General features: G+C 40.6%; 28 protein-coding genes. 13 read left to right on the forward strand and 15 right to left on the reverse strand.

Annotated features, from left to right (window positions below; genetic code table 11):
- Nucleotides 1–12: 12 nt before the first annotated feature.
- Together mngA and UN64_RS11085 are read right to left on the reverse strand one after the other, a co-directional pair.
- Nucleotides 13–1,932 (reverse strand): PTS 2-O-a-mannosyl-D-glycerate transporter subunit IIABC, encoded by a 1,920-nt coding sequence (mngA, locus tag UN64_RS11080; protein ID WP_077362628.1) that lies wholly within the window; start codon nucleotides 1,930–1,932, stop codon nucleotides 13–15.
- A gap of 131 nt (nucleotides 1,933–2,063) precedes the next feature.
- Nucleotides 2,064–2,798: a MurR/RpiR family transcriptional regulator gene (locus tag UN64_RS11085; RefSeq protein ID WP_077362630.1), complete on the reverse strand. Its 735-nt coding sequence runs from the start codon at nucleotides 2,796–2,798 to the stop codon at nucleotides 2,064–2,066.
- 453 nt (nucleotides 2,799–3,251) lie between these two features.
- Here UN64_RS11085 and UN64_RS11090 point away from each other — a divergent pair, with 453 nt between their 5' ends.
- A complete protein-coding gene (locus tag UN64_RS11090) occupies nucleotides 3,252–4,712 on the forward strand; it encodes an MDR family MFS transporter (protein ID WP_077362632.1) in 1,461 nt (486 codons plus the stop codon).
- A 177-nt stretch (nucleotides 4,713–4,889) separates the two neighbouring features.
- Here UN64_RS11090 and UN64_RS11095 read toward each other — a convergent pair whose 3' ends face one another.
- Entirely contained in the window at nucleotides 4,890–5,744 is an 855-nt protein-coding gene (locus UN64_RS11095; protein WP_077362634.1) for a hypothetical protein, read from the reverse strand.
- Between the two features lie 136 nt (nucleotides 5,745–5,880).
- Between UN64_RS11095 and UN64_RS11100 the strand changes: the two genes are divergently transcribed.
- Complete coding sequence (locus tag UN64_RS11100) at nucleotides 5,881–6,672, forward strand: lipase family protein (protein ID WP_077362636.1); 792 nt, start codon at nucleotides 5,881–5,883, stop codon at nucleotides 6,670–6,672.
- 54 nt (nucleotides 6,673–6,726) lie between these two features.
- Here the strand turns inward: UN64_RS11100 and UN64_RS11105 are convergent, their stop codons facing one another.
- A complete protein-coding gene (locus UN64_RS11105; protein ID WP_077362638.1) occupies nucleotides 6,727–6,855 on the reverse strand; it encodes a DUF4023 domain-containing protein in 129 nt (42 codons plus the stop codon).
- A gap of 275 nt (nucleotides 6,856–7,130) precedes the next feature.
- Here UN64_RS11105 and UN64_RS11110 point away from each other — a divergent pair, with 275 nt between their 5' ends.
- Nucleotides 7,131–7,751, forward strand: coding sequence for a cell wall hydrolase (locus tag UN64_RS11110; protein WP_077362640.1), 621 nt, complete (start codon nucleotides 7,131–7,133; stop codon nucleotides 7,749–7,751).
- A gap of 39 nt (nucleotides 7,752–7,790) precedes the next feature.
- On the opposite strand, the gene UN64_RS11115 is transcribed toward UN64_RS11110, so the two are convergent.
- Both UN64_RS11115 and UN64_RS11120 read right to left on the reverse strand, forming a co-directional pair.
- The gene (locus tag UN64_RS11115) at nucleotides 7,791–8,294 is read right to left on the reverse strand and encodes a DinB family protein (protein WP_077362646.1); all 504 of its coding nucleotides are present in this window, start codon (nucleotides 8,292–8,294) and stop codon (nucleotides 7,791–7,793) included.
- 397 nt (nucleotides 8,295–8,691) lie between these two features.
- The gene (locus UN64_RS11120) at nucleotides 8,692–9,585 is read right to left on the reverse strand and encodes a DUF4199 domain-containing protein (RefSeq protein WP_077362648.1); all 894 of its coding nucleotides are present in this window, start codon (nucleotides 9,583–9,585) and stop codon (nucleotides 8,692–8,694) included.
- A 204-nt stretch (nucleotides 9,586–9,789) separates the two neighbouring features.
- Between UN64_RS11120 and UN64_RS11125 the strand changes: the two genes are divergently transcribed.
- Genes UN64_RS11125 through UN64_RS11135 form a run of 3 tightly spaced genes read left to right on the forward strand, consistent with a single transcriptional unit; the run spans nucleotide 9,790 to nucleotide 11,485 of the window.
- Nucleotides 9,790–10,215, forward strand: a complete 426-nt coding sequence (locus UN64_RS11125) for a DMT family transporter (protein ID WP_077362649.1) — start codon at nucleotides 9,790–9,792, stop codon at nucleotides 10,213–10,215.
- A 52-nt stretch (nucleotides 10,216–10,267) separates the two neighbouring features.
- Nucleotides 10,268–10,972, forward strand: coding sequence for a Crp/Fnr family transcriptional regulator (locus tag UN64_RS11130; RefSeq protein WP_077362651.1), 705 nt, complete (start codon nucleotides 10,268–10,270; stop codon nucleotides 10,970–10,972).
- A gap of 15 nt (nucleotides 10,973–10,987) precedes the next feature.
- Nucleotides 10,988–11,485, forward strand: coding sequence for a DMT family transporter (locus UN64_RS11135; RefSeq protein WP_077362653.1), 498 nt, complete (start codon nucleotides 10,988–10,990; stop codon nucleotides 11,483–11,485).
- Between the two features lie 454 nt (nucleotides 11,486–11,939).
- Here UN64_RS11135 and UN64_RS11140 read toward each other — a convergent pair whose 3' ends face one another.
- Nucleotides 11,940–12,596, reverse strand: coding sequence for a C40 family peptidase (locus UN64_RS11140; protein WP_077362655.1), 657 nt, complete (start codon nucleotides 12,594–12,596; stop codon nucleotides 11,940–11,942).
- Nucleotides 12,597–13,162: 566 nt separating this feature from the next.
- On the opposite strand from UN64_RS11140, the gene UN64_RS11145 reads away from it, so the two are divergent.
- Both UN64_RS11145 and UN64_RS11150 read left to right on the forward strand, forming a co-directional pair.
- Nucleotides 13,163–13,456, forward strand: a complete 294-nt coding sequence (locus tag UN64_RS11145) for a hypothetical protein (protein WP_077362657.1) — start codon at nucleotides 13,163–13,165, stop codon at nucleotides 13,454–13,456.
- Nucleotides 13,457–13,474: 18 nt separating this feature from the next.
- Nucleotides 13,475–14,323 carry an SDR family oxidoreductase gene (locus UN64_RS11150; RefSeq protein ID WP_077362659.1) on the forward strand — a complete coding sequence of 283 codons (849 nt, stop codon included), beginning with the start codon at nucleotides 13,475–13,477 and terminating at the stop codon, nucleotides 14,321–14,323.
- 16 nt (nucleotides 14,324–14,339) lie between these two features.
- Here UN64_RS11150 and UN64_RS11155 read toward each other — a convergent pair whose 3' ends face one another.
- Nucleotides 14,340–14,678, reverse strand: a complete 339-nt coding sequence (locus tag UN64_RS11155; protein ID WP_077362661.1) for a MerR family transcriptional regulator — start codon at nucleotides 14,676–14,678, stop codon at nucleotides 14,340–14,342.
- A gap of 201 nt (nucleotides 14,679–14,879) precedes the next feature.
- Here UN64_RS11155 and UN64_RS11160 point away from each other — a divergent pair, with 201 nt between their 5' ends.
- Nucleotides 14,880–15,242, forward strand: a complete 363-nt coding sequence (locus UN64_RS11160; protein ID WP_077362663.1) for a CidA/LrgA family protein — start codon at nucleotides 14,880–14,882, stop codon at nucleotides 15,240–15,242.
- Nucleotides 15,239–15,922 (forward strand): LrgB family protein, encoded by a 684-nt coding sequence (locus UN64_RS11165; RefSeq protein ID WP_077362665.1) that lies wholly within the window; start codon nucleotides 15,239–15,241, stop codon nucleotides 15,920–15,922. Before UN64_RS11160 ends, UN64_RS11165 begins: the two co-directional genes overlap by 4 nt.
- Nucleotides 15,923–16,061: 139 nt before the next feature.
- Here the strand turns inward: UN64_RS11165 and UN64_RS11170 are convergent, their stop codons facing one another.
- Nucleotides 16,062–16,880, reverse strand: a complete 819-nt coding sequence (locus UN64_RS11170; RefSeq protein ID WP_077362667.1) for an STAS domain-containing protein — start codon at nucleotides 16,878–16,880, stop codon at nucleotides 16,062–16,064.
- Between the two features lie 185 nt (nucleotides 16,881–17,065).
- Here UN64_RS11170 and UN64_RS11175 point away from each other — a divergent pair, with 185 nt between their 5' ends.
- Complete coding sequence (locus tag UN64_RS11175) at nucleotides 17,066–17,857, forward strand: TIGR00266 family protein (RefSeq protein WP_077362669.1); 792 nt, start codon at nucleotides 17,066–17,068, stop codon at nucleotides 17,855–17,857.
- A gap of 269 nt (nucleotides 17,858–18,126) precedes the next feature.
- Here UN64_RS11175 and UN64_RS11180 read toward each other — a convergent pair whose 3' ends face one another.
- Nucleotides 18,127–19,146 (reverse strand): S66 family peptidase, encoded by a 1,020-nt coding sequence (locus UN64_RS11180; protein ID WP_077362671.1) that lies wholly within the window; start codon nucleotides 19,144–19,146, stop codon nucleotides 18,127–18,129.
- Between the two features lie 147 nt (nucleotides 19,147–19,293).
- Between UN64_RS11180 and UN64_RS11185 the strand changes: the two genes are divergently transcribed.
- Nucleotides 19,294–19,677 carry a hypothetical protein gene (locus tag UN64_RS11185; RefSeq protein WP_077362673.1) on the forward strand — a complete coding sequence of 128 codons (384 nt, stop codon included), beginning with the start codon at nucleotides 19,294–19,296 and terminating at the stop codon, nucleotides 19,675–19,677.
- A gap of 29 nt (nucleotides 19,678–19,706) precedes the next feature.
- On the opposite strand, the gene UN64_RS11190 is transcribed toward UN64_RS11185, so the two are convergent.
- The 3 genes from UN64_RS11190 to UN64_RS11200 all read right to left on the reverse strand — a co-directional run bounded on the left by UN64_RS11190 (nucleotide 19,707) and on the right by UN64_RS11200 (nucleotide 22,782).
- Nucleotides 19,707–20,099 carry a VOC family protein gene (locus UN64_RS11190; RefSeq protein WP_077362675.1) on the reverse strand — a complete coding sequence of 131 codons (393 nt, stop codon included), beginning with the start codon at nucleotides 20,097–20,099 and terminating at the stop codon, nucleotides 19,707–19,709.
- Nucleotides 20,100–20,413: 314 nt separating this feature from the next.
- The gene (locus UN64_RS11195) at nucleotides 20,414–21,706 is read right to left on the reverse strand and encodes an amino acid permease (protein WP_077363740.1); all 1,293 of its coding nucleotides are present in this window, start codon (nucleotides 21,704–21,706) and stop codon (nucleotides 20,414–20,416) included.
- Nucleotides 21,707–22,155: 449 nt separating this feature from the next.
- Nucleotides 22,156–22,782 (reverse strand): LysE family transporter, encoded by a 627-nt coding sequence (locus tag UN64_RS11200; protein ID WP_077362678.1) that lies wholly within the window; start codon nucleotides 22,780–22,782, stop codon nucleotides 22,156–22,158.
- Between the two features lie 107 nt (nucleotides 22,783–22,889).
- On the opposite strand from UN64_RS11200, the gene UN64_RS11205 reads away from it, so the two are divergent.
- Complete coding sequence (locus tag UN64_RS11205; protein ID WP_077362680.1) at nucleotides 22,890–23,153, forward strand: hypothetical protein; 264 nt, start codon at nucleotides 22,890–22,892, stop codon at nucleotides 23,151–23,153.
- Nucleotides 23,154–23,193: 40 nt separating this feature from the next.
- On the opposite strand, the gene UN64_RS11210 is transcribed toward UN64_RS11205, so the two are convergent.
- The gene (locus UN64_RS11210; protein ID WP_245802009.1) at nucleotides 23,194–24,042 is read right to left on the reverse strand and encodes an MBL fold metallo-hydrolase; all 849 of its coding nucleotides are present in this window, start codon (nucleotides 24,040–24,042) and stop codon (nucleotides 23,194–23,196) included.
- 124 nt (nucleotides 24,043–24,166) lie between these two features.
- A complete protein-coding gene (locus UN64_RS11215) occupies nucleotides 24,167–24,394 on the reverse strand; it encodes a hypothetical protein (RefSeq protein WP_077362682.1) in 228 nt (75 codons plus the stop codon).
- Nucleotides 24,395–24,491: the final 97 nt, after the last annotated feature.

The raw sequence follows: 24,491 nt of genomic DNA on the forward strand, positions 1-24,491 counted from the left end.
ATTCTCCTCCATCTATGCTGCTTTTTTCTGTGAAATTTCTTTCTTTTTATATTTACGAGTAAGAATCAGAAGAACCATCGAAATAAATGCTCCGATTAGTGCTGCCCCAAACCAAATGGATGCTGCTAATAAAAGTGAGTTCCCCTGCAGTAGGGCAAGTGAGAAAATACCTGCACCCGGTACATTTAGACCGATATCAAAATAAGCAACGATTGCACCTGTAACAGCTGATCCTGCAATCAATGACGGTATAACTCTGAGTGGATCATTGATCATGAACGGGATGGCACCTTCTGTTATCCCCGCTAAGCCCAGCAGCCAGGTTTGCTTCCCGACTTCTTGTTCTTGTTTGGTAAAATATTTTTTCCCGATAATCGTTGCGCCTGTTACTGAGAATGCTGAAACCATCTTGACAGAGGCAAACGCCGCATAAGGAACGATATTTCCGCTCGCCATTGCACCAATGCAAAACGTGTACGCTGCTTTATTTATTGGACCTCCAAGGTCAAACGAAACCATAGCTCCGATAATCGCACCTAATATTATTGCGTTTGCACCACTCATGCCTTCAAGCCATTGAATAAGTCCTTCATTTACAAATGCCAATGGTTTTCCGACCACAAACAACATGATCGAACCAACAACGAGTGTTCCAATTACAGGATAGAACCAGAAGCTTACAAAGCCAGCGAATGTCCCTTTTGGCTTTACGGTCTGTTTTAGATATTTTAAAAAGTAACCCGCTAATAAACCGCCGAGCATACCACCCAAGAAGCCGCTTCCAATTAAGTTTGCCGCAACTCCTGCCGCAAAGCCTGGTCCTAATGCTGGTTTATCCGCAATAGAGTAAGCCATATAAGCAGCTAGAATTGGAATCATCAGCTGACCCAAAAGAGTGCCACCGAGCTGTCGCAAAAGCCACAACCATGAGCCCTCTGTATCATAAAGTTCTTGAAGTCCGAACGCTTGAGAAATAAATACTGCAGCTGCGAGAGTCATTCCGCCTGCAACAATGATTGGAATGATATATGAGATTCCGGTTAATAGAGAATCCTTAATCTCTGTTTTTACTGATTTTTGTTCTGTGTGGTCATCAAGGGAATGATCAACAGGCTCTTTTTTGGGTTGATTTTCAGCTTTCGTTAACGCTTTTTGTAAAATAGCTTCAGCATTTCTTAGTGGTTCTGCAACTGAAGTTTTCACCTTAGGAAGATGTTTAAAGCGTTCTTCATCCTTTACAGCAACATCTACCGCAAAGACCACTGCATCTGCTTGCTGCAATTGAACCTTTGTAAAGCGGTCTTCTATTCCATTTGCGCCTTGCTTTTCAACGAATACTCGAATACCCATTTCATTACCGGCTTTTATTAAAGCTTCTGCGGCCATATAAGTATGTGCAATTCCAGCTGGACAAGCTGTTATCGCCAGCACCGTCTTATTAGGGTTATGCGTACTTTTCGTTTTTTCAATGTCATGCGATTGATCTAGACGATCATATAATTCTTGATTTGTTTGCGCCTGCAGTAAATTATTTTTATATTCTTCATTTGATAATCTTGTTACGAGTTCTGATAAAAGGGAAAGGTGTGTTGATCCTTCTTCATTTTTTGGAATCGCTAACAAAATTACTAATTCTACTTGGTTTTCAGGATCGACACTCTCCCAATCCCCAATCGGTCTTTCTAATGTAGCAACAGCGAACACTGCTTCTTTTACTGCTGATGATTTTCCATGAGGAATCGCTAAACCGCCTTCAAATCCAGTCGGTGAAAGTGATTCCCTATCCATAACAGCCCGGTAAAACTCCTCTTCTGAATGAAGCTTCCCCTCTGCCATCAACTGCTTAATAAGATATTTTATTACCTCGTCTTTGGAACCAAACGATTTTTTTGTATTAAGTAAGGATACTGATGTTAATTTTTTTAACAACATTTTTGTAACCCCTTTCAATTTTCCGTGTTCCACTTTGGTTACATACTAGCAAAAAAAAATAAGAAGTTGAATTCTTCTTATTTGTACACAGATATTTTATTTTCTACGTTCTTTTTGTGTATTTATACACATCATCTAACGGCATTCCAATAGTATTCAGAGAATGCCCGTACTATCAGCATAACCGGTGTTTTATCCGTAATGTTATAATCGTTAAATTTTATGGCTGGAGAATAACAAAACAAATTAACGTCTGCTAAATATTGCAGCGTATTTTTGTTAAAGTGGGTAAGAGAAATAATACGACTGCCTTTTTCCTTTGCTATCTTAGCGACATCTAAAACCTGTTTGGTTTCACCAGACAAAGAGATGAGAAACAGAACTTCTGACGCTTCCATTTGGTTTACTTCATGAAGCATATCATGTCTATGGTTATAATATTCCCCATGCTTCCCCACCACTTTAAGGTTCTTTACAACCATTTCACAAAAAGGCGCTGTATCGCCAACTGCAAAGAAAAGAACACGACGAGCCTCTTGAATTGCCTTTGTTGCGGAAGCAAATTTATTTTTGTCGATCAAATCTATTGTCTTGTAAACATTAAAAACGAGTTGGTCTTCTGACTCTTCAGCTTTAGGTGTTTTGATTTCTTCCTTAAGGCTGATCTTCATCTCAGCAAACCCTTCATATCCTAACTTTTTGGTTAACCTCGTAATTGTATTCGGAACAGTATAAAGTTTAGATGCTAGATGCTGGATAGATAAGGAGGTAGCTTCTTCTTTGTTATTGAGTATATATTCGATAATTTGATCTTCTGTATCATTAAGTTTGTATTCATATTTATGAACTCGCTCATCAAATAACATGATTAAATGGAACACCTTCTTACTTTATTAATAAGTAAGGTTATTATATCCGAAACAAGAAGAAATCCGAAATCATAACAAAAAGGAAGAAGCGGTCCTGTTTCTTCCTTTTTTGTTTTTACGGTACGTGTTCTTTTAATTATTACACGTTCGCTCAAGATTGTCCTATCTTCGCTCAAAATCACCGAGTTACGCTCAGAATTGACTTCATACGCTCAAAATGTCTCACCTACGCTCAGAATGATGCCCTGTTCGGTCAAAGCTGCAGATTCGTTTATTAATACAACCCCATTTCCCGACCAAACTTCCTCAGTTTTCACCTATCACACTTCAAAGTTTTACATAATAGCTTAAAACAACCTTTAGTGGTAATATATTTCTTTGTTGTGATGAACGTTTTAATCGATTTATTTATTTTATAGATGTTTTGCCTGTTTTTTGAGGAGGAATCATATGAAAAAACAAATTATGACCGCGCTTCTGCTTGTTACGGTTCTCGCGGCAATGGAAGGTACGATTGTCAGTACCGCCGTACCTCGTATCACGAGTGATCTATCGGGGATTGAACTTGTTAGCTGGGTGTATGCGGTATACATGCTGGCGACTGCTGTATCGACGCCGATCTATGGTAAGCTTGCCGACTTGTTCGGGCGGAAGAAGGTTATCTTATCTGGAATCGTCCTTTTTTTGGTAGGATCTGCACTCTGCGGAATTGCCATGTCGATGGAACAGCTTATCTTCTATCGCGCGATTCAAGGTCTTGGTGCTGGAGCGGTTATGCCAATCACGATGACAATTATCGGAGATCTCTATTCCGAAGCGAAGGACAGAGCGAAAGCACAAGGCTGGATCTCAGCCGTTTGGGGAGTGGCTGGCGTTTTAGGACCATTGATGGGCGGCTTTTTAGTCGATACCCTTTCATGGCGCTACATCTTTTTCTTAAACATTCCGTTCGGTCTTCTTGCGTTCTTCATGCTAGTCGTTAACTATAAGGAAGATCTTACAAAAGAAAAACCATACATTGATTACAAAGGCGCTGTAACTTTCTCGCTCGGGACGATTGCTTTCCTGTATGCCCTTTTAACTGGAAGCCAGACGCAGGAATGGACGAGCCCGACGATCATCGGACTTTTCTTCTTCGCACTTATTACGTTTGTAGTTTTTGTGAGAATTGAGCTGAAATCGCCGGAACCACTTATTCCGCTTAATCTGTTTAAAAATCGAAGTGTTCTGATCGTGAACACGCTAACGCTCATTGTCGGGGCTATTATTATATGTATCACGATCTACTTGCCGATCTGGAGTCAAGGAGTTATGGGAAAAACCGCAACACAAGCAGGGTTCATCCTCATGCCACTTCCGGTGTTTTGGACTCTTGGGTCGCTGATCGTTGGGAACCTCGTTGGAAAGATTAAAGAAAACTGGATCATCACACTCGGATTAACGGTTGTTGCCGCAGCATCAGCCATCTTTTTCTCGTTAACCGCACATTCTCCTGAGTTCTTGATCTATGTAGCATCAGGCGTGCTGGGACTCGGAATGGGTCTGATGATGCCAGTCTTTATGGTGATCATCCAATCCTCTGTCCCATCAAGCAAAAGAGGGGTGGCTGTGGCATCGAACACCTTTACCAACACGTTCAGCCAGACACTTGGTTCAGCCGTATTCGGAACGATCTTCAATATTATTACTCTTTCAAAAGCAGAGAAAGAAGGTCAAGACGATTTGAATCTAAACGCATCCTTTGAACATGGAAATCTTCCATCCGAAAAACTCGTTCAGCTTCAAGAGATATTGGCTTCAGGCATTCATGCAATCTATGGGGTGATGCTGCTGCTCGTCATTATAGGAGTCGGAATTTCTTTTTTGCTAGTAAAACAACGGGACCGATCAGTTGAGGAGTCTTCCTATTAAAACACGAAAACACGCTTAGGATGATTTCCAGGCGTGTTTTGTTTTCTATCCAGATGTTATATATAAATGACTATTCCTGGATTGAAGGGCAAATCTCGTGGATTAAATGCCAAAACTTTTGGATTCACAGCCCAAACTTTTGGATTCACCCTCGAAATTTGTGGATTCATTTTAAACTCAAACTTTTTGTGTAGTGTTTAATAACCAGTTAATCACATTTTCTTTGAAGTTCGGGTCTTTCCATGCGGTAATGGCACCATGCTCGCCATGGATTTTTATGAGGTTCTGAAAAAACTGATCCCCGATGAGATAACCTAACCGATTGTAGCCAAACTTTAATCCTCCATTGATGGAGAACCATTCTTTAAATACTGCAAATGGTGTTTCAGTTGTTACATCCTTTGCAAATTCGGAAATGACTTTTTCTTGGTTTCGACTAAAAAACTGCAGCCATTCTTCTCCTTCATCATCAAAGGAAAAATACACAGATTCTTTAATGCCTTTTGCGGTTTGTCTGGAGAAATGGGTTGCTGCTCCTTCTTGATAAAGCCATGTTAACGGACTGTTCCAATCGACATTTAACCAGTTTATCCCTGCATCATTTGAAATGATGTTGTGTGCAGCATGACCAAATTCATGTGCTACGATCGTTCTTAAGTGGTCTGGGACGGGTGATAATTTTTCTAGAGCAAAGGTGATGTTCGGAATGATTTGACGGTATGTATATGCATTAGAGCCAAACCCTCCTACAATGAGGTTGATGTCTACGGGAAACGATACATGGTAGTTGCTCTCATAGTGTTCATCAGTTTCATGTATGATAGGCACAATATTTTTGTAAACACGGTCAATATCGGATAAAACGTCTGGATATTTCTCTAATGAAGCCTGATGCCTTTCTTCTGTATCTTTGCAATGATAAGCAAAATATTCTTTAAATATCTCTGGGTACTCTTCGTAATAATTCCTCAAGAATTGGATAGAAGAATGATAGTTTTGCTTAAAATATGGAATTGTATCAATGATCTGCATATTATCCCCCATGCTTATGTTATGCCCTTTTTACTGATTTTACCACATTCTATGAATAACCATCATATCCGTCTATACCTTGCTGCATCCACACTCATATACTATTACATCTAGTATTCTGAGGGGAGTGGAGCTTATGGGTAAAGATAAGAAAGTTTATGAATATGATGGCCATCTTGCTATGTTTTTGGCTGTCATGTGTCATCAAGCTTATCAATTAAGTGACGGAAAAACGTTCACACTCCCAAGTGGGTATTCTCTGAAGTGCCCCATCCCTTCTACTTCCGGTGAGATCTTCGGTTTTATCGCAGAATCTGCTGATCACGTTGTCGTCGTTTTTCGCGGAACTTCAACGGTAAAAAACGTATCCTCCTACTTAGATATCCCTCAAGTTACGTATCCCTTTGTGAAAAACAGCGGTAAAACGCACCGCGGAATCACCCGCATCTATTCAGCCTCCCGAAGTATTATTTTAACAACCCTTATGAGACTTTCCCCAGAGAAAAAACTGCTTGTGACAGGTCATAGCCTCGGTGCTTGTCTAGCTACCCTTTTTACATTAGATGCTACCTTGAACACACCATTTAACAACCCTATTCTTTATACCTTTGCAAGTTTGCCGATCGGAAATACGGAGTTCGTAAGGAGATTTTATAAAGAAGTTAAAAATAGCACACGAATCATAAATGTGTACGACACCGTTACGAACCATATAACCCCTTTATTATTTCGAAAAGAACCTCTCATGAACATGCAGGTCGGAGAGGAGTTTCGTTTGAATTTCGAAAACTGCAGTGTCAGGCTGAACCATAAGATCGTGTGCTATTTTAATCAACTACGTAAGATTTATCCGAAGTTCGCGAAAAAAATGTGTAAGGATAATCCAGGTTTCTGTCCAGATACGTCTAGGTGCAGTGGAGATTTTTGACCCATAAAAAAACCACAGTGACGCAATCGCTTCACTATGGTCCAGACATATAATTTACTTGTTTGTGCTATGCTGCTTGTTCGGCAATTTCTGTCCAGGATTTCCTTTTCCCTGCTTTTTGTTCTTTTCTTGCTTCTCCTGATCATCATGCAATTTTTCTACAAAATCACTCGTGTTTTCCATCTTATAGCCTCCTAAGGAATCATTCATTTGTTACTATTTCCCTTTTGAAGGAAATTACTCATATCGTTTCCTAAGATAGAACAATTTCCTAATATACCCTATGATTGCAAATTAAAAACCTGTCTAAGGCTGAGTTAGTAGAATAGTACAGTAATTTGTCATAACTTCCTACTTTTAGCGTACATTTTTTATTTTGTAAAAATAGAGCAAGTGCTTCATGCCCGCACTTTTCTTAACTGATAATATATAGAAAAAAGTGGAGAAAGGAGCCAATTATGAAAGATTTTATAAGGAAAGTTATAACTTTATTTGTTTTAGCTGCGGTGCTGTTTGTACCTTCAAATGTACAAGCTCATGGTTTGTTAAAGGTCGGCAATCAAGGATATGAGGTGTCAGAGCTACAGCAAAATTTGAAAGAGATGGGTTTCTTTTATGGTCCAGTTACAGGGTTTTATGGTCCGATTACCGAGAGAGCTGTCATGGATTTTCAGTATAAGTCCAATCTGTCTTCAGATGGCGTTGCAGGTCCTGCAACCTTTTTGATGCTTAATGAAGTTGAAAAAATGGCAAGAGTCGTTCACGGAGAAGCAAGAGGCGAGTCATACATAGGAAAAGTGGCTGTGGCGGCTGTAATCTTAAATCGAATCGATGATGCCTCATTCCCTGATAACGTGGGAGATGTCATTCATCAAACGAATGCATTTACTGCTGTTCATGATGGACAATATCATTTAAAACCTAATAGCTATGCTTATCGTGCTGTATTCGATGCGATGCAGGGCTGGGATCCTACATACGGTTCCGTTTATTATTACAACCCTGATCTTGCGACGAACACCTGGATTTTCACCAGACAATCTGTAACGAAGATTGGCAATCACCTCTTTGCCCGATAACGACGAAACCTCCTTCTAATTATGAAGGAGGTTTGTTTTTTATCTCACTAATACTTTCTTTTCGAGCTCACTCTTCTGTCTCAGGTGATGACGAAAATGCATGCCGATTAAGTCGTACCATTCCCGTGCGTTAAGCCATCCAAAGCCACCATGTCTTATTTTGTAGTTTGGATTTATTGAGTCTACTTTTCCTTCACAATCCTTCATCCTTTCAATGACCTGGTCGATTCTCCTTATTAGTTCTTCATTGGTTTCTGAGTTATTTGGAGGAGCATTCATTTCATCAGGTAAACGAATTTTAATTGGCGGGAATCCTCCAATTCGAAACAATTTTTCACCAAATTCCGTCTTTCCGAGTTTTTGCTCTTCCGCTGCTTCCGTACAAGAATCGACATGATTAAGGTATTCATGAGCAACAAGAATCACATGGTCGTACATTTGACATAGTGACCAAACCCCGGTTTCAGGTATATGTCTCAGCTGCTCCACAGAATAATTGTGAAGGTCACTTTTGTATGTTTCGATTAATTGAAGATCGTTCATACAAACACCGCCTTAAACGTTTTTTTCGTAACCTGTTTTCGAATCCATTGTAGTTGAATGTAATTGATTTCCGCTCCAGGCTGCTCGCTTTCCACGGGGCGTGCGGTGAGCCTCCTGCCGCTTCACGCCATTAGGAGTCTCCACCTGACCGCTTCAGAGAAGTATTATTGCTCCTGCGTCTACAAGTAAATGCTACCGGCGTGAGCTTCCTCGTCGCATGCCTAGCGAGAAGCTTCTCATGTAGAAGGCACGCACCTTGCGCTCCAATCAACTTGATGATGATGAATAATAGAAAATCCAATAGCAACAAGTCTTTAGTAAAGAGCCATTCCGTTAGTTTAAACTTCGCCCTTAAATAGAAACCTCCTTCTTTTAATAAGAAGGAGGTTTACGTTATTTATTGGAATGTCTTGCTTACAGTAACGAATTCACGGTAGCCTGAGCGTGTTAAGTGATAATGCGAATCCAGGAAACCATCTCGCACTAATGAATCAAGTGTCTCTGTCGGAATTACATCAATGACCCCATCTAACCGCTGATTGAGATCCTCAAGAGAGGCATTTTTCAGTGTAACAGGATTCAGCATTCGAACGATCCCCTCAATTCTTGAATCTCTTTTTTGGAAAAACTGAGGCGTTTTCTTGAAAACATTTTGAATGCGTTCTTTAAACTGATTCAGTTCTTGTTTGGTGTTAAAGGATTCTGTTTCTTTCTCTCTGATTCTTTCATTAAAATATTTCATTTCTTCTTCATTTAATTGAGCTCGAGTAAATAGTTCATTATAAATCTGTGTTTTATCCATCTCAATTTTTGCAAGCTCTTCTTCTTTGATGCGTTGTGTTTCAAAAATTTCTTCAGAGATTTTTTCTTCTTTTTCACTTTCTTCTAGCTCTTCTTCCGTTACATCTACCGCTTCAACAACTTCATCTTCTTCCACTTTTTCATCAAAAAGGTCAAGCTGCGTCTGATCTGGCTCTTCCACTTTTTCCTCGGCTATTTGCATTTCCGGCTGTTGAACTGGTTTGCTTTTCGTATAAGACTCAAGCATCTTTTCCAGCTTATTGATCTTATTGAAATAGATTAGAGTAACTGCGATTGCAAATAACGAGCAAAACAATGAGATGAAATCTGAAAAACGGAAAACAAATGGCGCTGTTGCGATTTTGTAGAATAATAAAAGTGCGAATGCGCCTATGATGATAATCTTCAGCCAGCTTTCACGGTTCTTGATCTCATCAGATTTCGGTTCTTGATTTTTATTTTTGTTTGATAGCATTGAAATACGTTTCATCATCTTACCTCTTTCGTAGAGATTGTCGTGCAGCTCTTTATTTTAAACGATAATTTGAGAAGTGGAAAGTGAAAACACTAAATCATCATATCGTTATCATTTCTTTATCAGAACAAAAATATCTAACTTTAGGACATATGTCCTTTCCAACATAAGTGGATCTGTTTTTTAATTAGGAAAGAAATTGAGTTGGGAAGTGAGATTATGAGAGGTGTTATCTTTGCTTTTTTAGCCGGGGGCTTCATTACGCTGCAGGGTGTAGCGAATTCCCGTATCAGTCAAGACATCGGTGCTTGGCAAGCTGCTACTGTTACACAGTTAACTGGCTTCCTGATGGCAATATTGATCGTCATGATCGTTCGAGATGGAAAGTGGAAAAGATTTAAAGGTGTAAAACCTTTGTATTTGACTGGCGGCTCGTTTGCCGCTGTCGTCATTTATGGTAATATTTTTTCGATTCATAAGATCGGTGTTACCCTTTCCATTGCCGTTATCCTTATCGCACAGCTGGCGATTACTTTCTTAGTCGATGGCAGAGGCTGGTTTGGGGTAATGAAACAGAAAATGAGGCTGCCGCAGTTCATCGGAATAGGAATGATGATCGCAGGCGTGGTGATTCTGAAGTTTTGATGATATGATTTTTGAAAATAAGTATTGAAAAGTCATGGGGTGAATAACAGGAATGAAAGAGATTCAGGATCCTAAGCTGCTCGAGCATTATCTTCAAATACATGGTATCGAAAACATCTTTAACGAGGAAGTGAAGCCTCATCTATCGTTATTCAGCTTTGATCATGGAGAGTTAATTTGTTCTCAAGGTGATCCCCCTGATTGTTTGTATGTGCTCGTTAAAGGAAAGGTGAAGATTTTCACTACTTCCCCAGAAGGCAAAACGCTGATCCTCTCTTTTAAAAAGCCGCTGGATTCCATCGGTGACATCGAGTACGTGCAGCATGGGACCGAGTTTATTAATACGGTAGAGGCTGTTTCAACCGTTCACATGATTGGTGTTCACCATCGCTATCTGAGGAAGTACGCGAATGACCATACCCCGCTTTTAAAATTTTTGCTGGAAGTGATCACGCAAAAATTTTATGTCAAATCCAGTTCTTTAAGCTTTAACCTTCTATATCCCGTTGAAGTACGGTTCGCCAGCTACCTCCTTTCCGTTTGTTTTGAAGAGAATGACTCGCTTGCGACAGGCCGGTTGAGCACGGCACATCTGATGGATGCCGCGAATCTGATCGGTACGAGCTACAGGCACCTGAATCGCGTCATTCAGCATCTTTCCAAAGAAGGACTCATCGAACGTCATAACGGGTTTATTTTAGTCAAAGACAAAGACGGTTTAAGTGCGATCGCCGGTCACAATAACATCTACGAATAGAAAGGAGCGATTGATATGTTCTTAGGATTGTTCTTTGCGGTCTTAGCAGGACTGCTGGTCGGTCTGCAAAATATTTTTAACGCGAAAGTCAATGAACAAGCAGGTACTTGGGCAACTACTGCTTTGGTGCTGGGATTAGGGTTCCTGGCTTCTATGACGCTTGGTCTTGTTTTTGAAGGCAGCAGTCTTTTTATTATGGATAACATGAAAACATGGCACTGGTTCAGCGGCTTGATCGGAGTAGGCGTGGTCGTTTGTCTCGTACAGGGAACTCGATTGCTAGGACCCACTTATGCCATTGCGATTGTCCTTACCTCACAGCTAGGATTTGCTTTATTATGGGACTCCCTCGGCTGGTTCGGTTTAGAGAAAATTCCTTTTACGTTTCAGCAGCTGATCGGTGTACTGGTGATCGCTGGAGGTGTAATCGTTTTTAAGTTTAGCGGCACGAAAGAAAAGAAAGAAGTTAAACAGGTTCAAAAAACATTGAATCAGTATACAGTGGGCAGATAGTGATACTGCAAGGTTTGTAATCTGTTAATCAAAACGACCAGATTTTATTGTCTGGCCGTTTTCTTATACTCATTTTCAACTCATGTAACCGACCGTTGAATAAATCATTAACTGAAAGACCAATTTTGTTAGTGTTATTTATAACCTTACAATCACTTCGGTCCCGTCTTGTGTTTTCACATTAACTAACTCTAGACCTTTGTGCTTTTTCAGTTCTTGAATAATACGTATGAGCTCTGTTTTATCTATGGAAGGAATGGTAAAGGATATCTTTTTCTTATCTAGGTGAGGACCATCCTTTAATTGTTTACTGTCATATTACACCCATAATCTTTCATTTCATGAGTCATTATCGGCATTTTTAACGTGTGAAATTTAGTCTATTCGGGTATAAAAAAACAAGGCCACATATAAGCAGCCTTGTTTCATTTTCCCAATACTTTAATGGTATTTTTTATTCGTAACTTTTAGCTCCGATATATTTGTCGCTCCAGTAAGAGCTATTCACGTCATCTGATGTTACGCCATTTGAAGAAGATGCATGCCAGAATTCACCGTCTCCAACATAAACACCTGCGTGGCTTGGTCCGTCACCTTCTAAATTAAAGAACACGATGTCGCCAACAGCTGGCTCATCTACACTCGTTCCTTCAGCATAGATTTCATCTACGGTTCGCGGCAAGTCTATGTTTTCGGCTTCATCAAACACTTGATTTAAGTATCCGCTGCAGTCAAAGCCTTCTTCAGCTGTTTCTCCACCCCACGTATATTTTGTGCCTTCATATTTTTTCGCTACTTCCACGATATTTGAATCGTTACTTTCCTCATCAACACCTAGCGCTTTAAATGTTTCGTCTCCAGCGATTCCATCTACCGTTATTCCTTTAGCTTCTTGAAACTTTTTCACGGCATCTGTCGTATAGTCGCCATAGTAAGTAGTTGTTTTGCTATATGAGAAATATCCTTTGTTGTCTAAAATCTCTTGAAGTTCTTGTACGTCTTGATGAGTTGTTCCAGGTTCCAGAGTCTGATCTCCTACTGCCGCATGACCTGTCACTGGATTGAATGCTAAAACACCTGCTAATGCTAATCCTGCTGTTAGTTTCTTCAAACTACCATCCCCTTTTTATTAATTCGCCGATCACTTTTGATCTGACCTGTCCCATACTAACAGGTTGAGATGACAGCGAGATTTTAGAGTAGTTACAGGGGAATAACAATTTCCGACCAAATGTATGATAAATCACATATTGTAATATTGGAAGGAATTGGGTTGTGAATGAAGAAGATTGGTGATGAGAGTAAAGGAGATTGATTAAATGAGAGAACAAGCTTTCTTCAGAAACAATTCTTTTAAAAGAGCTGCATTGTTTTTATTCTTTAGCCGGTTGTAACTCTTATGAAACTCATACTATATCAGGTGAAATTACAGGAATTAATAAAGATGAAAAAATCATTCAAATTAACGGTAAACCTATTAAGCTCTATTTTGTTGATGCTTACGAAATCGGCCATAGAGTTAAGCAACTTACATAGATAAAACACCTGGAAAAGACTGCTGGTGCCCGGATCACTTCGAAGTACAAGAGATTAAGAGATCATAAAGGATGATAACAGGAAAGATTAGCTCCAAATTGTATAGAGTATAGTATAGGGTAAAATGAAGGAGGCATCTATTTGGAGTTCCCATTCATTCATACTAACTTTTGGGATGGATTGATCGCTGTACCTGCTATCATTGTTTTAATTGAGATTCTTAAAATATTTCTTCCTTCTATATCAGCTTTGATTCCAGTAATCGCTAATCTCATCGGTCTTGTGATTTCCATTTTTATTGCTCACCCTCACAGTCTTTGGACGGGCATCGTGATGGGAATCGTTTATGGCATAGCAGCGGTGGGTGCTTATGCTGCCTTTGCCGCTTTTATACACACATATCGCGATAAAGGGCACTCGAACCCTTACAAATAGTCTATTAGGAGATTTTTTATGAATAGAAAAATAGCCATTATAACCGGTACTTCCAGCGGATTCGGCATGCTATGTGCAGTTGAACTCGCGAAGACCGGTTTTGAAGTAATTAGCACCGTGAGAAGTTTGGATAAAGCGGAGAATCTCTTGCGTTTGGCGGACGAACAAGGGGTGTCCGACTTCATTCAGCTGCAGACACTTGATGTGACATCAGAGGAATCGGTCCGTGACTTTGCCGAGTATCTTTCAAAGTTTCCTAGTATTGATGTGCTCGTGAACAACGCAGGGTTTGCACTTGGTGGTTTTTGTGAAGAACTTTCGGTGGATGAATACCGGCTGCAGTTTGAGACGAACGTCTTTGGCGTGATCGCCGTAACACAAACTGTGCTTCCAATAATGAGAAAAAACCGGACAGGCAGGATTATCAACATGAGCAGCATCTCAGGAAAGTTTGGATTCCCGGGGTTGTCCCCTTACACGGCATCTAAGCATGCCCTTGAAGGTCTGAGTGAAAGTCTCCGATTGGAATTAAAACCGTTTGGCATCGATGTCATCCTTGTGGAACCTAGTTCCTATCAGACAAACATTTGGTCATCGATCGATAATACGACTGTGAGCAGGGATTCCCCCTATCATTTTTATATGGAAAGACTGCTTGATGAAATTGAGTCTGGCAAAGCGGGTCACGGAAATCCGCTGGATGTGGCAAATCTAGTAGCAAAGATTGCTTTACAAAAAAAGACACCGAAACTGCGGTACCCCATCGGTAAAGATATTAAAATAAGTCTTTTTATGAAGTCAATTATCCCTTGGAAACTTCTTGAGAGTGTAATCTTAAAAAAGCTTTTTGATTTAAAAAAAAGGTAGTCATCTGACTGCCTTTTTAAAATGGTTTGTTATTCGAATTATTCCTGAAGTGTGCATTAAACTGACCCCGCAGCATCTCTTTGAGCATTCTCTTTTCAACCGGTTTTGTTTCCTTGTTCATCTCCCGTCTAATTTCATTTGTCTGTACCCCCTCTTCCCTTTTATTCGCAATTTCAATGAGCTTTTCAATATCAGAAAACGAATATCTTCGAGTTCCTTTCTCATTGCGAACAGGGAATATTAACTTTCGCTCTTCATAATACCGGATCTGTCTTAAAGATAATCCCGTGAGCTCCCTCACTATTCCTATTGAAATGACCTTTTTATCTTTATGCGATGTGCTTTCAGAAGACATTCCAGCCACTCCCTTTTCAAATAAAAAGAGGTCCCCTTTTATTCCACTTTATCTCAATCCAACTGTTAATCAAGAAAACTGTGAGGTTATCTGACATATATTTTCTGAAAATTAAAAAACCTTGGTATATTTTCTGACAAGTTTGTAGATGGAAGTATTTCTGTTCTTTACACTATAGGAAATTAATGCGAGGTGGTTCAGATGCACAAGATATTTTGGCAGTTTACACTGATCTTCTCTTCTCTAGCCTTTGGAAATGCCATTGTATCTATCTTCCGACTGCCCCTTTCCGGGAGTATTGTAGGAATGCTCTTACTGTTTTTATCACTTCTTAGCGGCATCATTCAAATTGAATGGGTAGAAAAAGCCGCTAATGTTCATCTGCAGCATATGACATTGCTTTTTATCCCGCCTGTTATTGGAGCTTTAGTGTACTTTCATCATATTCATATGAAAATCTGGAAGCTTGGCGTCGTCATAGCCGGGAGCAGCTTATGTATCATCGTCATCACAGGATATTCTGTGGAGCTTTACGAAAAATTGAAAAGGAGACTAAAACAATGATTGAAAATATGTTAATCAGTACAGGAATTACCGTGTTTGCTTATCTTATAGGCTTAAAGATTTTTCAAGCAGCAAATCGGAATGTTTGGCTAAACCCGCTCTATACTGTAACTGTGTTTCTTTTCATATTTCTACCTTTCCTTCACTTAGACTATAAAACGTACGAAAACGGCAGCGGTTTGTTTTCCATACTCATGCAAACAGCGATTGTTTCTTTGGCAATTCCGCTGTATAAACAATGGCCGCTCATCAAAAAGAATTTTAAAAAAATTGGTACAGGTATTTTTATTGGAGGTGCGGCAGGTGTTGGTTCAACTTTATCTCTTGCCACTTTGTTCGGCATCAAAAAGGACATCATGGCGTCATTGCTTCCTAAAGCAGCCACATTGCCTGTCGCGCTTTCAGCATCTGGATCACTTGGCGGCGTGCCTGCGCTCACTGTTTTATTCGTTTTAACATCAGCTCTGTTTTCTTTTATCTGTGGTCCTAAAGTGTTAGAATGGCTAAACATAAAAAGCAAAGCAGCAAAAGGGCTCGCAATGGGTGCTTCAGCACAGGCGCTTGGAGCAAGCAAGTGCTTGCAATGGGGAGAAGAAGAAGGTGCTATGAGTGCAATTGCCATGACCACTACCGCCATCATTGTTTCATCCTTAATACCGTTCTATATGTTGTTTTCATAGAAATGCAGAAAAAGGACTGTCCCCAAAGTAAGTTAACTTATTTTTGGCAGTCCTCATTTATTATTTTTTAATAAAAAAAGGATGACTCCAAAAGTTGTTTACTTTTGAGTTATCCTCTGATTTTTTTATCATAAAGTTGTTATTTCAAGTAATCTTCCAATGCTTGCTGAAGCGTGGCTTTCGTTTGTGCTTTACTTTCGAATGTTAACCCGATGCTCGTCACTTTGCGTACGATCTCTGGACGCAGGCCGGTGATGACACATTCACAGCCCATCATGTTCGCACCTTCGATTACCTTCATCATATGTTCGATCACTTCTGTCTCCATTTGAGCGATACCAGATAGATCAATGACTAATGTTCCGATACGAAGTCTGCTGATTTCCAAAAGGACTTTCTCTTCAATCGTGTCTGTTCTATATGTATCGATATTTCCGATTAATGGAAGGACACAAACTGATGATGTGATCGGAATAATGGGTACAGAGAGATTTTCAACCAGTGCTTTTTGAGACTCGATCAGCTTATCTTTGTACTCCGAATAGCTCAAGAATAATTCATTTAAAAACTTATCAATGCGGTCATTGATTTGTCTTTCAATGTTATAAAAGTTGTCACCGTCAACATCATTTTGATTTGATTTATCAAATTCCTGCAAGTATCTCCAAATGGTTCTGCGGATAGCTTGTACCCACTCAAGTTTGAATGCTAGTGTGAGACTATGCGATGCCCACGAAACGCCTTCGATTTTTGCGAATTCTTCTAATTCATCGTCTTTTCCCTGGATCGTGTACATCACAAGTTTATGAGCATTGGATAATAGGTCGATATTACCAATCAGAAGGATTTCTTCAATTTTCCCACGAACATTTTGGGCTTCACTTAATAATGACTCTTGGAACTCTTCTCTGTTATTTGTAAAATATTCGATATAATCCTTTTCCAAGGTTAAAGCCATAGTGTTCACTCCTATTAATTGTTTTGAAATTTCTACCTTCTATTGTACCATTTCCATAAAATAAAGAAAAAGAATTTGGAAGTTGAAAATATTTCCACGGTTAAGTAAGTATTTTGAAACCAATTTTCTCCCTGAACGTAATTTACTTAGGTTAACGAAAATGAACTTAATTGGAGGAAATGAATATGAACAATCACGAAATTGATTATAAAATTTACGGAGATGACATGCAGTTTGTTGAAGTGGAACTCGATCCAAAAGAAACAGTGATCGCAGAAGCTGGTGCGCTGATGATGATGGAAGATGGCATCGAGATGGAAACAATCTTCGGCGACGGATCTTCAGGCGGAGGAAGCGGTTTGATGGGCAAACTGTTCAGCGCAGGGAAACGTGTACTTACAGGTGAGAGCCTGTTCATGACTACATTCACAAATGATGCACATGGGAAGAAGCACGTCTCTTTCGCATCACCTTATCCAGGTAAAATCATTCCGATGGATCTGAGTGAACTTGGCGGTAAAGTGATCTGTCAAAAAGATGCATTCTTGGCTGCGGCTAAAGGTGTTTCTGTTGGAATTGAGTTTCAGCGTAAGATCGGCGCTGGGTTCTTTGGTGGAGAAGGCTTTATCATGCAGAAGCTTGAAGGTGACGGCATGGCTTTCGTTCATGCAGGCGGAACGATTCACAAGAAAGAACTGGCACCCGGCGAAGTGCTCCGTGTGGATACTGGCTGCTTAGTTGCAATGACAAGCGGCGTGAATTACAACATCGAGATGGTTAAAGGCGTGAAAACGGCATTGTTTGGCGGAGAAGGATTATTCTTCGCAACATTAAGAGGACCGGGAACTGTCTGGATCCAGTCACTTCCGTTCAGCCGATTGGCGAGCCGAGTATTCGCAGCTGCTCCACACCGAGGCGGTTCCAGTGATGAAGGCAGTATAGCTAAAGGCGTGTTCGGCATGTTGAATGGTGATTGATAATTGATAGAATAAGAGTCAAACTCACTTGATGAGTTCGACTCTTTTTTATATGAGTATAAAATGTATTTTTGATAAATACATTCTCATAAAATGTCTATATGGAAAGAACATGATAGTTTTTATCCAGGGTAATTTGATTTTTATCCACGGTAATGTTGTTTTTATCCACGGTAATGTTGTTTTTATCCACGGTAAACGAACTTTTATCCACGGATAAAAAAATTTAAACGATTTTCGACAAAACTACAGCTTAAATCCTCTTTAAATTACGATCTAAAATATTGCAAAACAGTTCCCTTTCCTTCTCCATCTGCTTCTACTTCTGCATAAGCACCATTGATGAATGTATTCTGCGGAGGCTGATGACCGCAGTCGAAATCATAAATAACAGGAATACCGAGCTCATCCGCCAGATCCTGATACACATCTTCTACAGTATAATCTCCCACAGGATCGTTCGCGTCACTTCTGCCGAATAGAATTCCTGAACATTCTTCAAACCAGCCTGCAAGCTTCATCTGCACCAATGTTCTTCTCAAATCAGTTGTGTTCATCTCACAGTTTTCAAAATACCACAGAATCGGTTCTTCATTAATAAATTGCTTCTGGAAGATCTTCACATCACCAAACGGAGTTCCTACCAGATGCCTGATGATATCAATGCATCCGCCGAGCAAACGGCCTTCTACCTTTTCTTTTTTCCCTGAAACCGTCTTCCAGCTCGTTTCTTCAGTCAGGTGAAACACATGAGGAGTTGGGTTCCCATGCTGCCATGCTTTTTGATAGTGTGAAGATGAATGCTGAAGAACGGACTCTCCTTCTTTCGTTGACAGTACTTTCTCCCACATTGCAGTGGTTTCATCGGAATATTCTCCTCTTATATCAACAAAGTTCGTTCCGTTCGCTGTCGCGATTCCTGTTTTCAATGTAATCGCAAGCATCAGTCCGCTTGTATCTGAATACCCGATAATCCACTTCTTTTTAATGGCAGCAAATTCTACATGCTCGACCATTTCGATGAGCAACTCACCGCCCCACGGAGGAATGATTAGGTCTATGGAATCGTCTGCCATCATCTGATTAAATTCTTCTGCCCTTACTTTTGCAGGAGCAGACTTCGCTTTCTCTTGTGTCCAGACGGTATCTCCTACCGTTACTGAATAGCCCCTCTCCTCCATTCGATTACATGCCTGCTTGAACATATCGTGCAAAAAAGAAGGGACACCTGAGGATGGTGCCGTTACACCGATTCTTGCATTATTTTTCAAAATAGGATATTTGATCATGTTTGCTCATCTCGCTTTTCTTTTTCATTCGTTAACAACACTACTTAAATTTTGACAAATTAAATTTAGGCTGGCGTACAAGCTACTCATTCGAAGTGTACAACATATTCATATCATAGAGTCATCAGACAAGGAGGTGAATTGTTCATGTATAACCATCCTTTTTACCATCAGAGCCATAATTCCCATTCGCATGAGGAACCTATATATGTAGATCGTCCTGACGGAGAAGATGAAGAAGATGGACCTTTTGGACCGCCGCCGCAGCAATTTATCCAGCAGTCCCAAATTCCTCAACCTTTCTTCACTTCCTCCTTTCAGCCACCTCAACTCCGTGCACGTTTGTGTGCTTGTTTAGGAAACTGGGGATTGTTAGGGTTAAGACGTCAAGGTCAGTTTGGCAGAGATTTCTGGTTCTTCCCAACAGTAATCCGCAGAAACAGCGTAACAGGGTTTATCTGGATTCGTGGACGCCGCCAGCGAGTTCGCTACGAATATTCCCAAATTAGGAACTTTATTTGTTTTGGATAAAAAAAAGCAGGCGCATTTCTCCTGCTTTTTTATTTTTGAGGAAGACTCAACTGCCAAGAAACACCGTATCGATCCTGCACCCAGGCAAATTTTTCATAGCCGGGGATCTCCCCTAGCTCCATGAGAACGGAGCCGCCATGAGACACTTTTTCATAAAGACCATTTATCTCATCCAATGAATCACACTTAACAAAAAGCGAAATGGATGGAGTGAACGTAAAGTCATGTTTTATCGGACTGTCAATACACATGAATGTCTGGCCTTTTAACGTAAATGTCGCATGCAGTACCTTTCCGTTTTCTTGATAAAGGACGTTCGTAATTTCTGAGTCCTCGAATAAGGATATGTAAAAGTTCATCGCCTCTTCTGCTTGCCCAGTAAACATAAGAAATGTAGTGATTTTTTGATCGCTAGCTGTCATATGCAACTCTCCTTTTAAAAAAATCGTCGTTTTATAAAGATTCGATTTTCGAGGAAAGAAGTCCTCTATAAACGATAACAAGAGTTTTTACGGTACGTGTTTTTATATTTATTACACGTTCGCTCAGACTCATTGGAGTTTCGCTCAAAAACGCCGGGTTACGCTCAAGATTTGCTCGCTGCGCTCAAACTCCCCTTAGTTTCGCTCAAAATCTTCATTTTTCGCTCAAATCACTATACACAAGCCCTTTACACAAACAATCAAATTAAAAAAACCGCCATTTTAGAACACATCGTGTACGTAAGTGACAGTTTTCATTGTGATTTCGTATGTTTTATCTGAATTATAATGGCGACTGCACCTATTAAAGCTGCAATTGCTAAGCTTACATAAAGCCCGGGCCGAATCGTATGCTCGAACCACGTCCCTGTGACAGCAGCAAAGATTAAGACCACCGCAATTACGGCGATCACTCTAGCCAAAGCTTTTTGCTTAAGGATCTTTATGGCTGAAAAGATGATGAAAAGCCAATTGAATAATAGAAGAATTCCAGCTGCAGTTGTGATATATTCGTATATCCTCCCTGGGAGGAGCAGCGCCGTAATGATGCTGGCTAATAATCCCGCGGCTCCTAATCCCATTGCGGGGAGCGGCAGTTCTTTATATTGAATCTTTTTTGCAAAAAGTTTTGGAGCATCACCATCCTCCGCTAACGATTGCAAGAGGTTGGTTACCCCGAATAATGCGGCTGCCATGGCAGAGAATCCGGCAACAATAATCGCTCCATTGAAGACATGTGGAAAAAATGATAGATGATAACGTTCCATTGCGGTTACGAACGGACTTTCTTTATGATCGAAAACCTCCATCTCTACTGTCGTTACAGCTAATCCGATAGAAAGTACATAGATTATCGTTAAAATGAACAGCATGATGCTTCCGGCTTTTGTCGCATCTTCTGTCTTTTTTAGCTGCATCGCCATCATTCCGATCACTTCAATCCCGCCAAAAGCGTAAAACGCATAGATCAGGGACGACCAGAACCCTTTTAACCCGCCTGCAAAATATCCATCGAAGGTTTTTGGAATGGATAAATCATAAGACTTTCCATCAACTAGCCCAATGAGTCCTGCTATCGCCAAGATGATGAACATCACAATGGCAGCGACTTTTATTACCGCAAGCAGGTTTTCCACTTGGTCGAATCTCTCCGTTCCTGCCAGCACAACGATAATAGCCAACATCGCATAACCCGCGGCAAACACCCATAACGGAATATGAGGAAACCAGAACTGCGAAAGAATCGAAAGCGCTGTAAGCTGACTGCCCATGATCAAGATACTGGATACCCAATAATTCCACCCGCAGCTAAATCCTGCCCACCTTCCAAAGGCTTGTGAAGCGTAATAACAGAAGGATCCTTTTTGAGGATCAGATGCTGTCATCTTAGCAAGGAGCTGAAAAACGATGTATGTACCGATTGCGGCTAATAAAAATGAAAAAACGATCGAAGGACCTGTCAGCTGAATCCCGATTGTCGAACCGAGAAAATAACCAGTCCCGATCGTACATCCGACCCCTATTAATGAGAGCTGCCACCATGTCATTTTCTTTACTTCTGATTGATCCACTTTGGGCTGCACCGGCCCATTACAGTTAGAATTCTTCACAATAATACCCTCCTGCTGCTCAAGTATTATTGTTCAACTTAACCTGTCTAATATGCATGCTTAAAATGAAAAACAACCCAAGGTTGATCTTGACCTGCTTATTAAAGTTGTTTTCGAAATTTTTCATCTTCATTGACAAATTGACTGGAGTGCAAGGTGCGTGCCTTCTACATGAGAAGCTTCTTGCTAGGCATGCGACGAGGAAGCTCACGCCGGTAGCATTTACTTGTAGACGCAGGAGCAATAATACTTCTCTGAAGCGGTCAGGTGGAGACTCCTAATGGCGCAGAGCGGCAGGAGGCTCACCGCCCGCCCCGCGGAAAGCGAGCATCCTGTAACGGAAGTCAACTACTTCCATTGCAACAAAATTTGCGAAAACATACTTTTTAAAAGAACAAAAACGTAATGCCTTGATATCCGAAGTAAACACCAAAGCCGATCAATGATAATCCTGAAAGCTTTGATATAGCTCCTAATATTCGGTCAGCCAAGAGTTTTCGGAAACTGCTTGAAACAAGTGCCATCGTAAAATCCCAGGCTAATATCCCTGCAAATATCGCGCCGCTGTAAAGCATCAAACTCTCAAAGCTATACTTTGCGGCTGTTTCTGCAAGTATAGAACCATAAATTCCTAACCAAAATAAGATGGTAAGCGGATTTGTAAGCGACATAAGAAATCCTGCAAAAAAACTTTTACCAGCATGTACTGTGTAATTTTTTTCGCTGCTGGTATCTTTGGCGGCTTTTTTAAACGTCTCAATCCCGGTATATACAAGAACAAAACAGCCGAAAAGCCAAAGAAAAGACTTCATAAACGGTGTATCAATGTAACTTACGAGTCCTAAATAGACCATGAGCATGTACAATCCATCTGCTATCGTTGCCCCTAGTCCGACCATCCATGCTTGCCAGAACCCGTATTTGATTCCGCGGTCCATTTGAGCCGCGTTGACTGGACCGATTGGTGCAGCGAGTGATATCCCTAACAAAACATATTTTAAGATAAGAAGCATTGGCAACCTCCACAATAAGTTGGACAACTCTGCATGTCTTCATCTTATTCATCCGGAGGCTCAATCAGACCATAATTTCATTTTTATTAAAAAGGAGAGAAAGCACTATGGAGCAAAACCTAAATCCTAAGGTTCAAGAAGTGTTAGACCATGTGAAGCGTGCTGATGAAGCGATGATTGAAGCACAAGCAAACTCAGCACCGAATTGCTTTCAGACCGCTAAAATCTGGCTTGAAACCGCTCAACAATCTCTGCATTCCGCTGGAGAAGGAACAACGGATGAAGAGAAAAAGCAGCTATTGCATGCTAAGGAATATTTGCGCCACCTTCATGAGACTCAAGCTGCTTTGCAAGAAACACGATATGACTGATAAGAAAATCCCTCATGACGATTCATGAGGGACTTTCCTTTTACTGATCTACATATTTTCCATGAGACGGTTTTGCCAGCTCATCAAAGTTTTCAGCGAGCTTGTTTAGTTCCTCTGTAAGCTTTGTTCCGTTCATTGGAACTCCATGTCCTGTAGCAGCTACCGATGGCTGAAGTGCAGATAATGCTTGAACCGAATTCTTTGCCATCTCCCAGTCCGTCGTGAAATATTTGGGAGGTCCGTTCAATTCTTGTTTCTGCGTCAAAACTTTATAAAGCGATTCTTGTTCCACTGTAATAAATGCGTCCCCTGCGATCAATACTCTATCGCTTTCTCTAAAAAACGAGACATGTCCTGGGGTGTGGCCTGGTGTGTGAATCCATTTCCACCCGGTGAGTCCAGGAACGGTTCCATCTTCAGGAAGAGACTTGACGTGGTTACCTAGATCAATTCCGTGATTCGGAAACATAGGTGAAAGCTTCGTGACCAACCCGTCGTTTACAGATGGATCCGGCTTTGGGTAATCTTTTTGTCCGTTCAAATAAGGAATCTCGGCGTGATGTGCATAAACCGGAACTCCCCACTTTTCTGCTAGATCGTTAACGGCTCCCACGTGATCGAAATGCCCGTGGGTCAAAAGGATCGCTTTTGGCGGATGATTAAACCATTTCTCAGCCCATTCAGAGATCATATCCCCTGATTTCGGCATTCCTGTGTCCACTAAATAATAGGTATGGGGATCTTCTGTACACTGGATAAAATAGACGTTCACAATCTTGGTCGTTAGTACATAAACTCCAGGTGCAATCCGGTCGCCGGTATTATTCGCAACACTCGTCATCGGTAAAAATTCATGATTCATATCTTTCTTTTTTGATTGATGTTCCATTCTGATCAACTCCTCATGTCTCTCAGTTTCTATCTTTGAGTGATTGGTTTCATTGTTCCACGTTGTTGTTAATGTGATACATGAAAAACAAGACCACCTGCTGGCAGTCTTGTCTTTAGTCATACTATGAAAACAACTTTCGGATAGATTGAGATTGGTTGACGGTTTCACTTTTCACATCTACATTTAGTTTGCGGATATTATCGCAATAAATATGAAGTCTTTTTGCTTTGTCAGCGTTGAGATAAGAGGCGTATTGATCCAGCTTATCTACTTCGCGTAGTACGTCTTCTTTTGTGTCTGCTTTCTCAATCCTGCTGCAGCAAGAGCTGATCTGATCATAAACAGACATGCTATCCACCTCCTTTGTGGTTTGTTTCAATATTCCCTTCCCAATTTTTTTTAAAACTAAGACCATTGGACTGAAATTCGCATATCATCCTCCATAT

It is taken from the genome of Fictibacillus arsenicus (genome assembly GCF_001999465.1).
GTDB lineage: Bacteria > Bacillota > Bacilli > Bacillales > Fictibacillaceae > Fictibacillus > Fictibacillus arsenicus.

Excerpts from the sequence above, each read along its gene's own strand:
- mngA (WP_077362628.1), bottom strand. The coding sequence starts at position 1,932 with ATGTTGTTAAAAAAATTAACATCAGTATCCTTACTTAATACAAAAAAA.
- UN64_RS11215 (WP_077362682.1), bottom strand. The coding sequence starts at position 24,394 with ATGTCTGTTTATGATCAGATCAGCTCTTGCTGCAGCAGGATTGAGAAA.
- UN64_RS11090 (WP_077362632.1), top strand. The coding sequence starts at position 3,252 with ATGAAAAAACAAATTATGACCGCGCTTCTGCTTGTTACGGTTCTCGCG.
- UN64_RS11175 (WP_077362669.1), top strand. The coding sequence starts at position 17,066 with ATGAACAATCACGAAATTGATTATAAAATTTACGGAGATGACATGCAG.
- UN64_RS11155 (WP_077362661.1), bottom strand. The coding sequence starts at position 14,678 with ATGTCTTCTGAAAGCACATCGCATAAAGATAAAAAGGTCATTTCAATA.
- UN64_RS11185 (WP_077362673.1), top strand. The coding sequence starts at position 19,294 with ATGTATAACCATCCTTTTTACCATCAGAGCCATAATTCCCATTCGCAT.
- UN64_RS11170 (WP_077362667.1), bottom strand. The coding sequence starts at position 16,880 with ATGGCTTTAACCTTGGAAAAGGATTATATCGAATATTTTACAAATAAC.
- UN64_RS11110 (WP_077362640.1), top strand. The coding sequence starts at position 7,131 with ATGAAAGATTTTATAAGGAAAGTTATAACTTTATTTGTTTTAGCTGCG.
- UN64_RS11210 (WP_245802009.1), bottom strand. The coding sequence starts at position 24,042 with ATGGAACATCAATCAAAAAAGAAAGATATGAATCATGAATTTTTACCG.
- UN64_RS11105 (WP_077362638.1), bottom strand. The coding sequence starts at position 6,855 with ATGGAAAACACGAGTGATTTTGTAGAAAAATTGCATGATGATCAGGAG.
- UN64_RS11125 (WP_077362649.1), top strand. The coding sequence starts at position 9,790 with ATGAGAGGTGTTATCTTTGCTTTTTTAGCCGGGGGCTTCATTACGCTG.
- UN64_RS11120 (WP_077362648.1), bottom strand. The coding sequence starts at position 9,585 with ATGAAACGTATTTCAATGCTATCAAACAAAAATAAAAATCAAGAACCG.
- UN64_RS11195 (WP_077363740.1), bottom strand. The coding sequence starts at position 21,706 with ATGACATGGTGGCAGCTCTCATTAATAGGGGTCGGATGTACGATCGGG.
- UN64_RS11165 (WP_077362665.1), top strand. The coding sequence starts at position 15,239 with ATGATTGAAAATATGTTAATCAGTACAGGAATTACCGTGTTTGCTTAT.
- UN64_RS11160 (WP_077362663.1), top strand. The coding sequence starts at position 14,880 with ATGCACAAGATATTTTGGCAGTTTACACTGATCTTCTCTTCTCTAGCC.
- UN64_RS11205 (WP_077362680.1), top strand. The coding sequence starts at position 22,890 with ATGGAGCAAAACCTAAATCCTAAGGTTCAAGAAGTGTTAGACCATGTG.
- UN64_RS11135 (WP_077362653.1), top strand. The coding sequence starts at position 10,988 with ATGTTCTTAGGATTGTTCTTTGCGGTCTTAGCAGGACTGCTGGTCGGT.
- UN64_RS11130 (WP_077362651.1), top strand. The coding sequence starts at position 10,268 with ATGAAAGAGATTCAGGATCCTAAGCTGCTCGAGCATTATCTTCAAATA.
- UN64_RS11180 (WP_077362671.1), bottom strand. The coding sequence starts at position 19,146 with ATGATCAAATATCCTATTTTGAAAAATAATGCAAGAATCGGTGTAACG.
- UN64_RS11190 (WP_077362675.1), bottom strand. The coding sequence starts at position 20,099 with ATGACAGCTAGCGATCAAAAAATCACTACATTTCTTATGTTTACTGGG.
- UN64_RS11115 (WP_077362646.1), bottom strand. The coding sequence starts at position 8,294 with ATGAACGATCTTCAATTAATCGAAACATACAAAAGTGACCTTCACAAT.
- UN64_RS11200 (WP_077362678.1), bottom strand. The coding sequence starts at position 22,782 with ATGCTTCTTATCTTAAAATATGTTTTGTTAGGGATATCACTCGCTGCA.
- UN64_RS11085 (WP_077362630.1), bottom strand. The coding sequence starts at position 2,798 with ATGTTATTTGATGAGCGAGTTCATAAATATGAATACAAACTTAATGAT.
- UN64_RS11095 (WP_077362634.1), bottom strand. The coding sequence starts at position 5,744 with ATGCAGATCATTGATACAATTCCATATTTTAAGCAAAACTATCATTCT.
- UN64_RS11100 (WP_077362636.1), top strand. The coding sequence starts at position 5,881 with ATGGGTAAAGATAAGAAAGTTTATGAATATGATGGCCATCTTGCTATG.
- UN64_RS11150 (WP_077362659.1), top strand. The coding sequence starts at position 13,475 with ATGAATAGAAAAATAGCCATTATAACCGGTACTTCCAGCGGATTCGGC.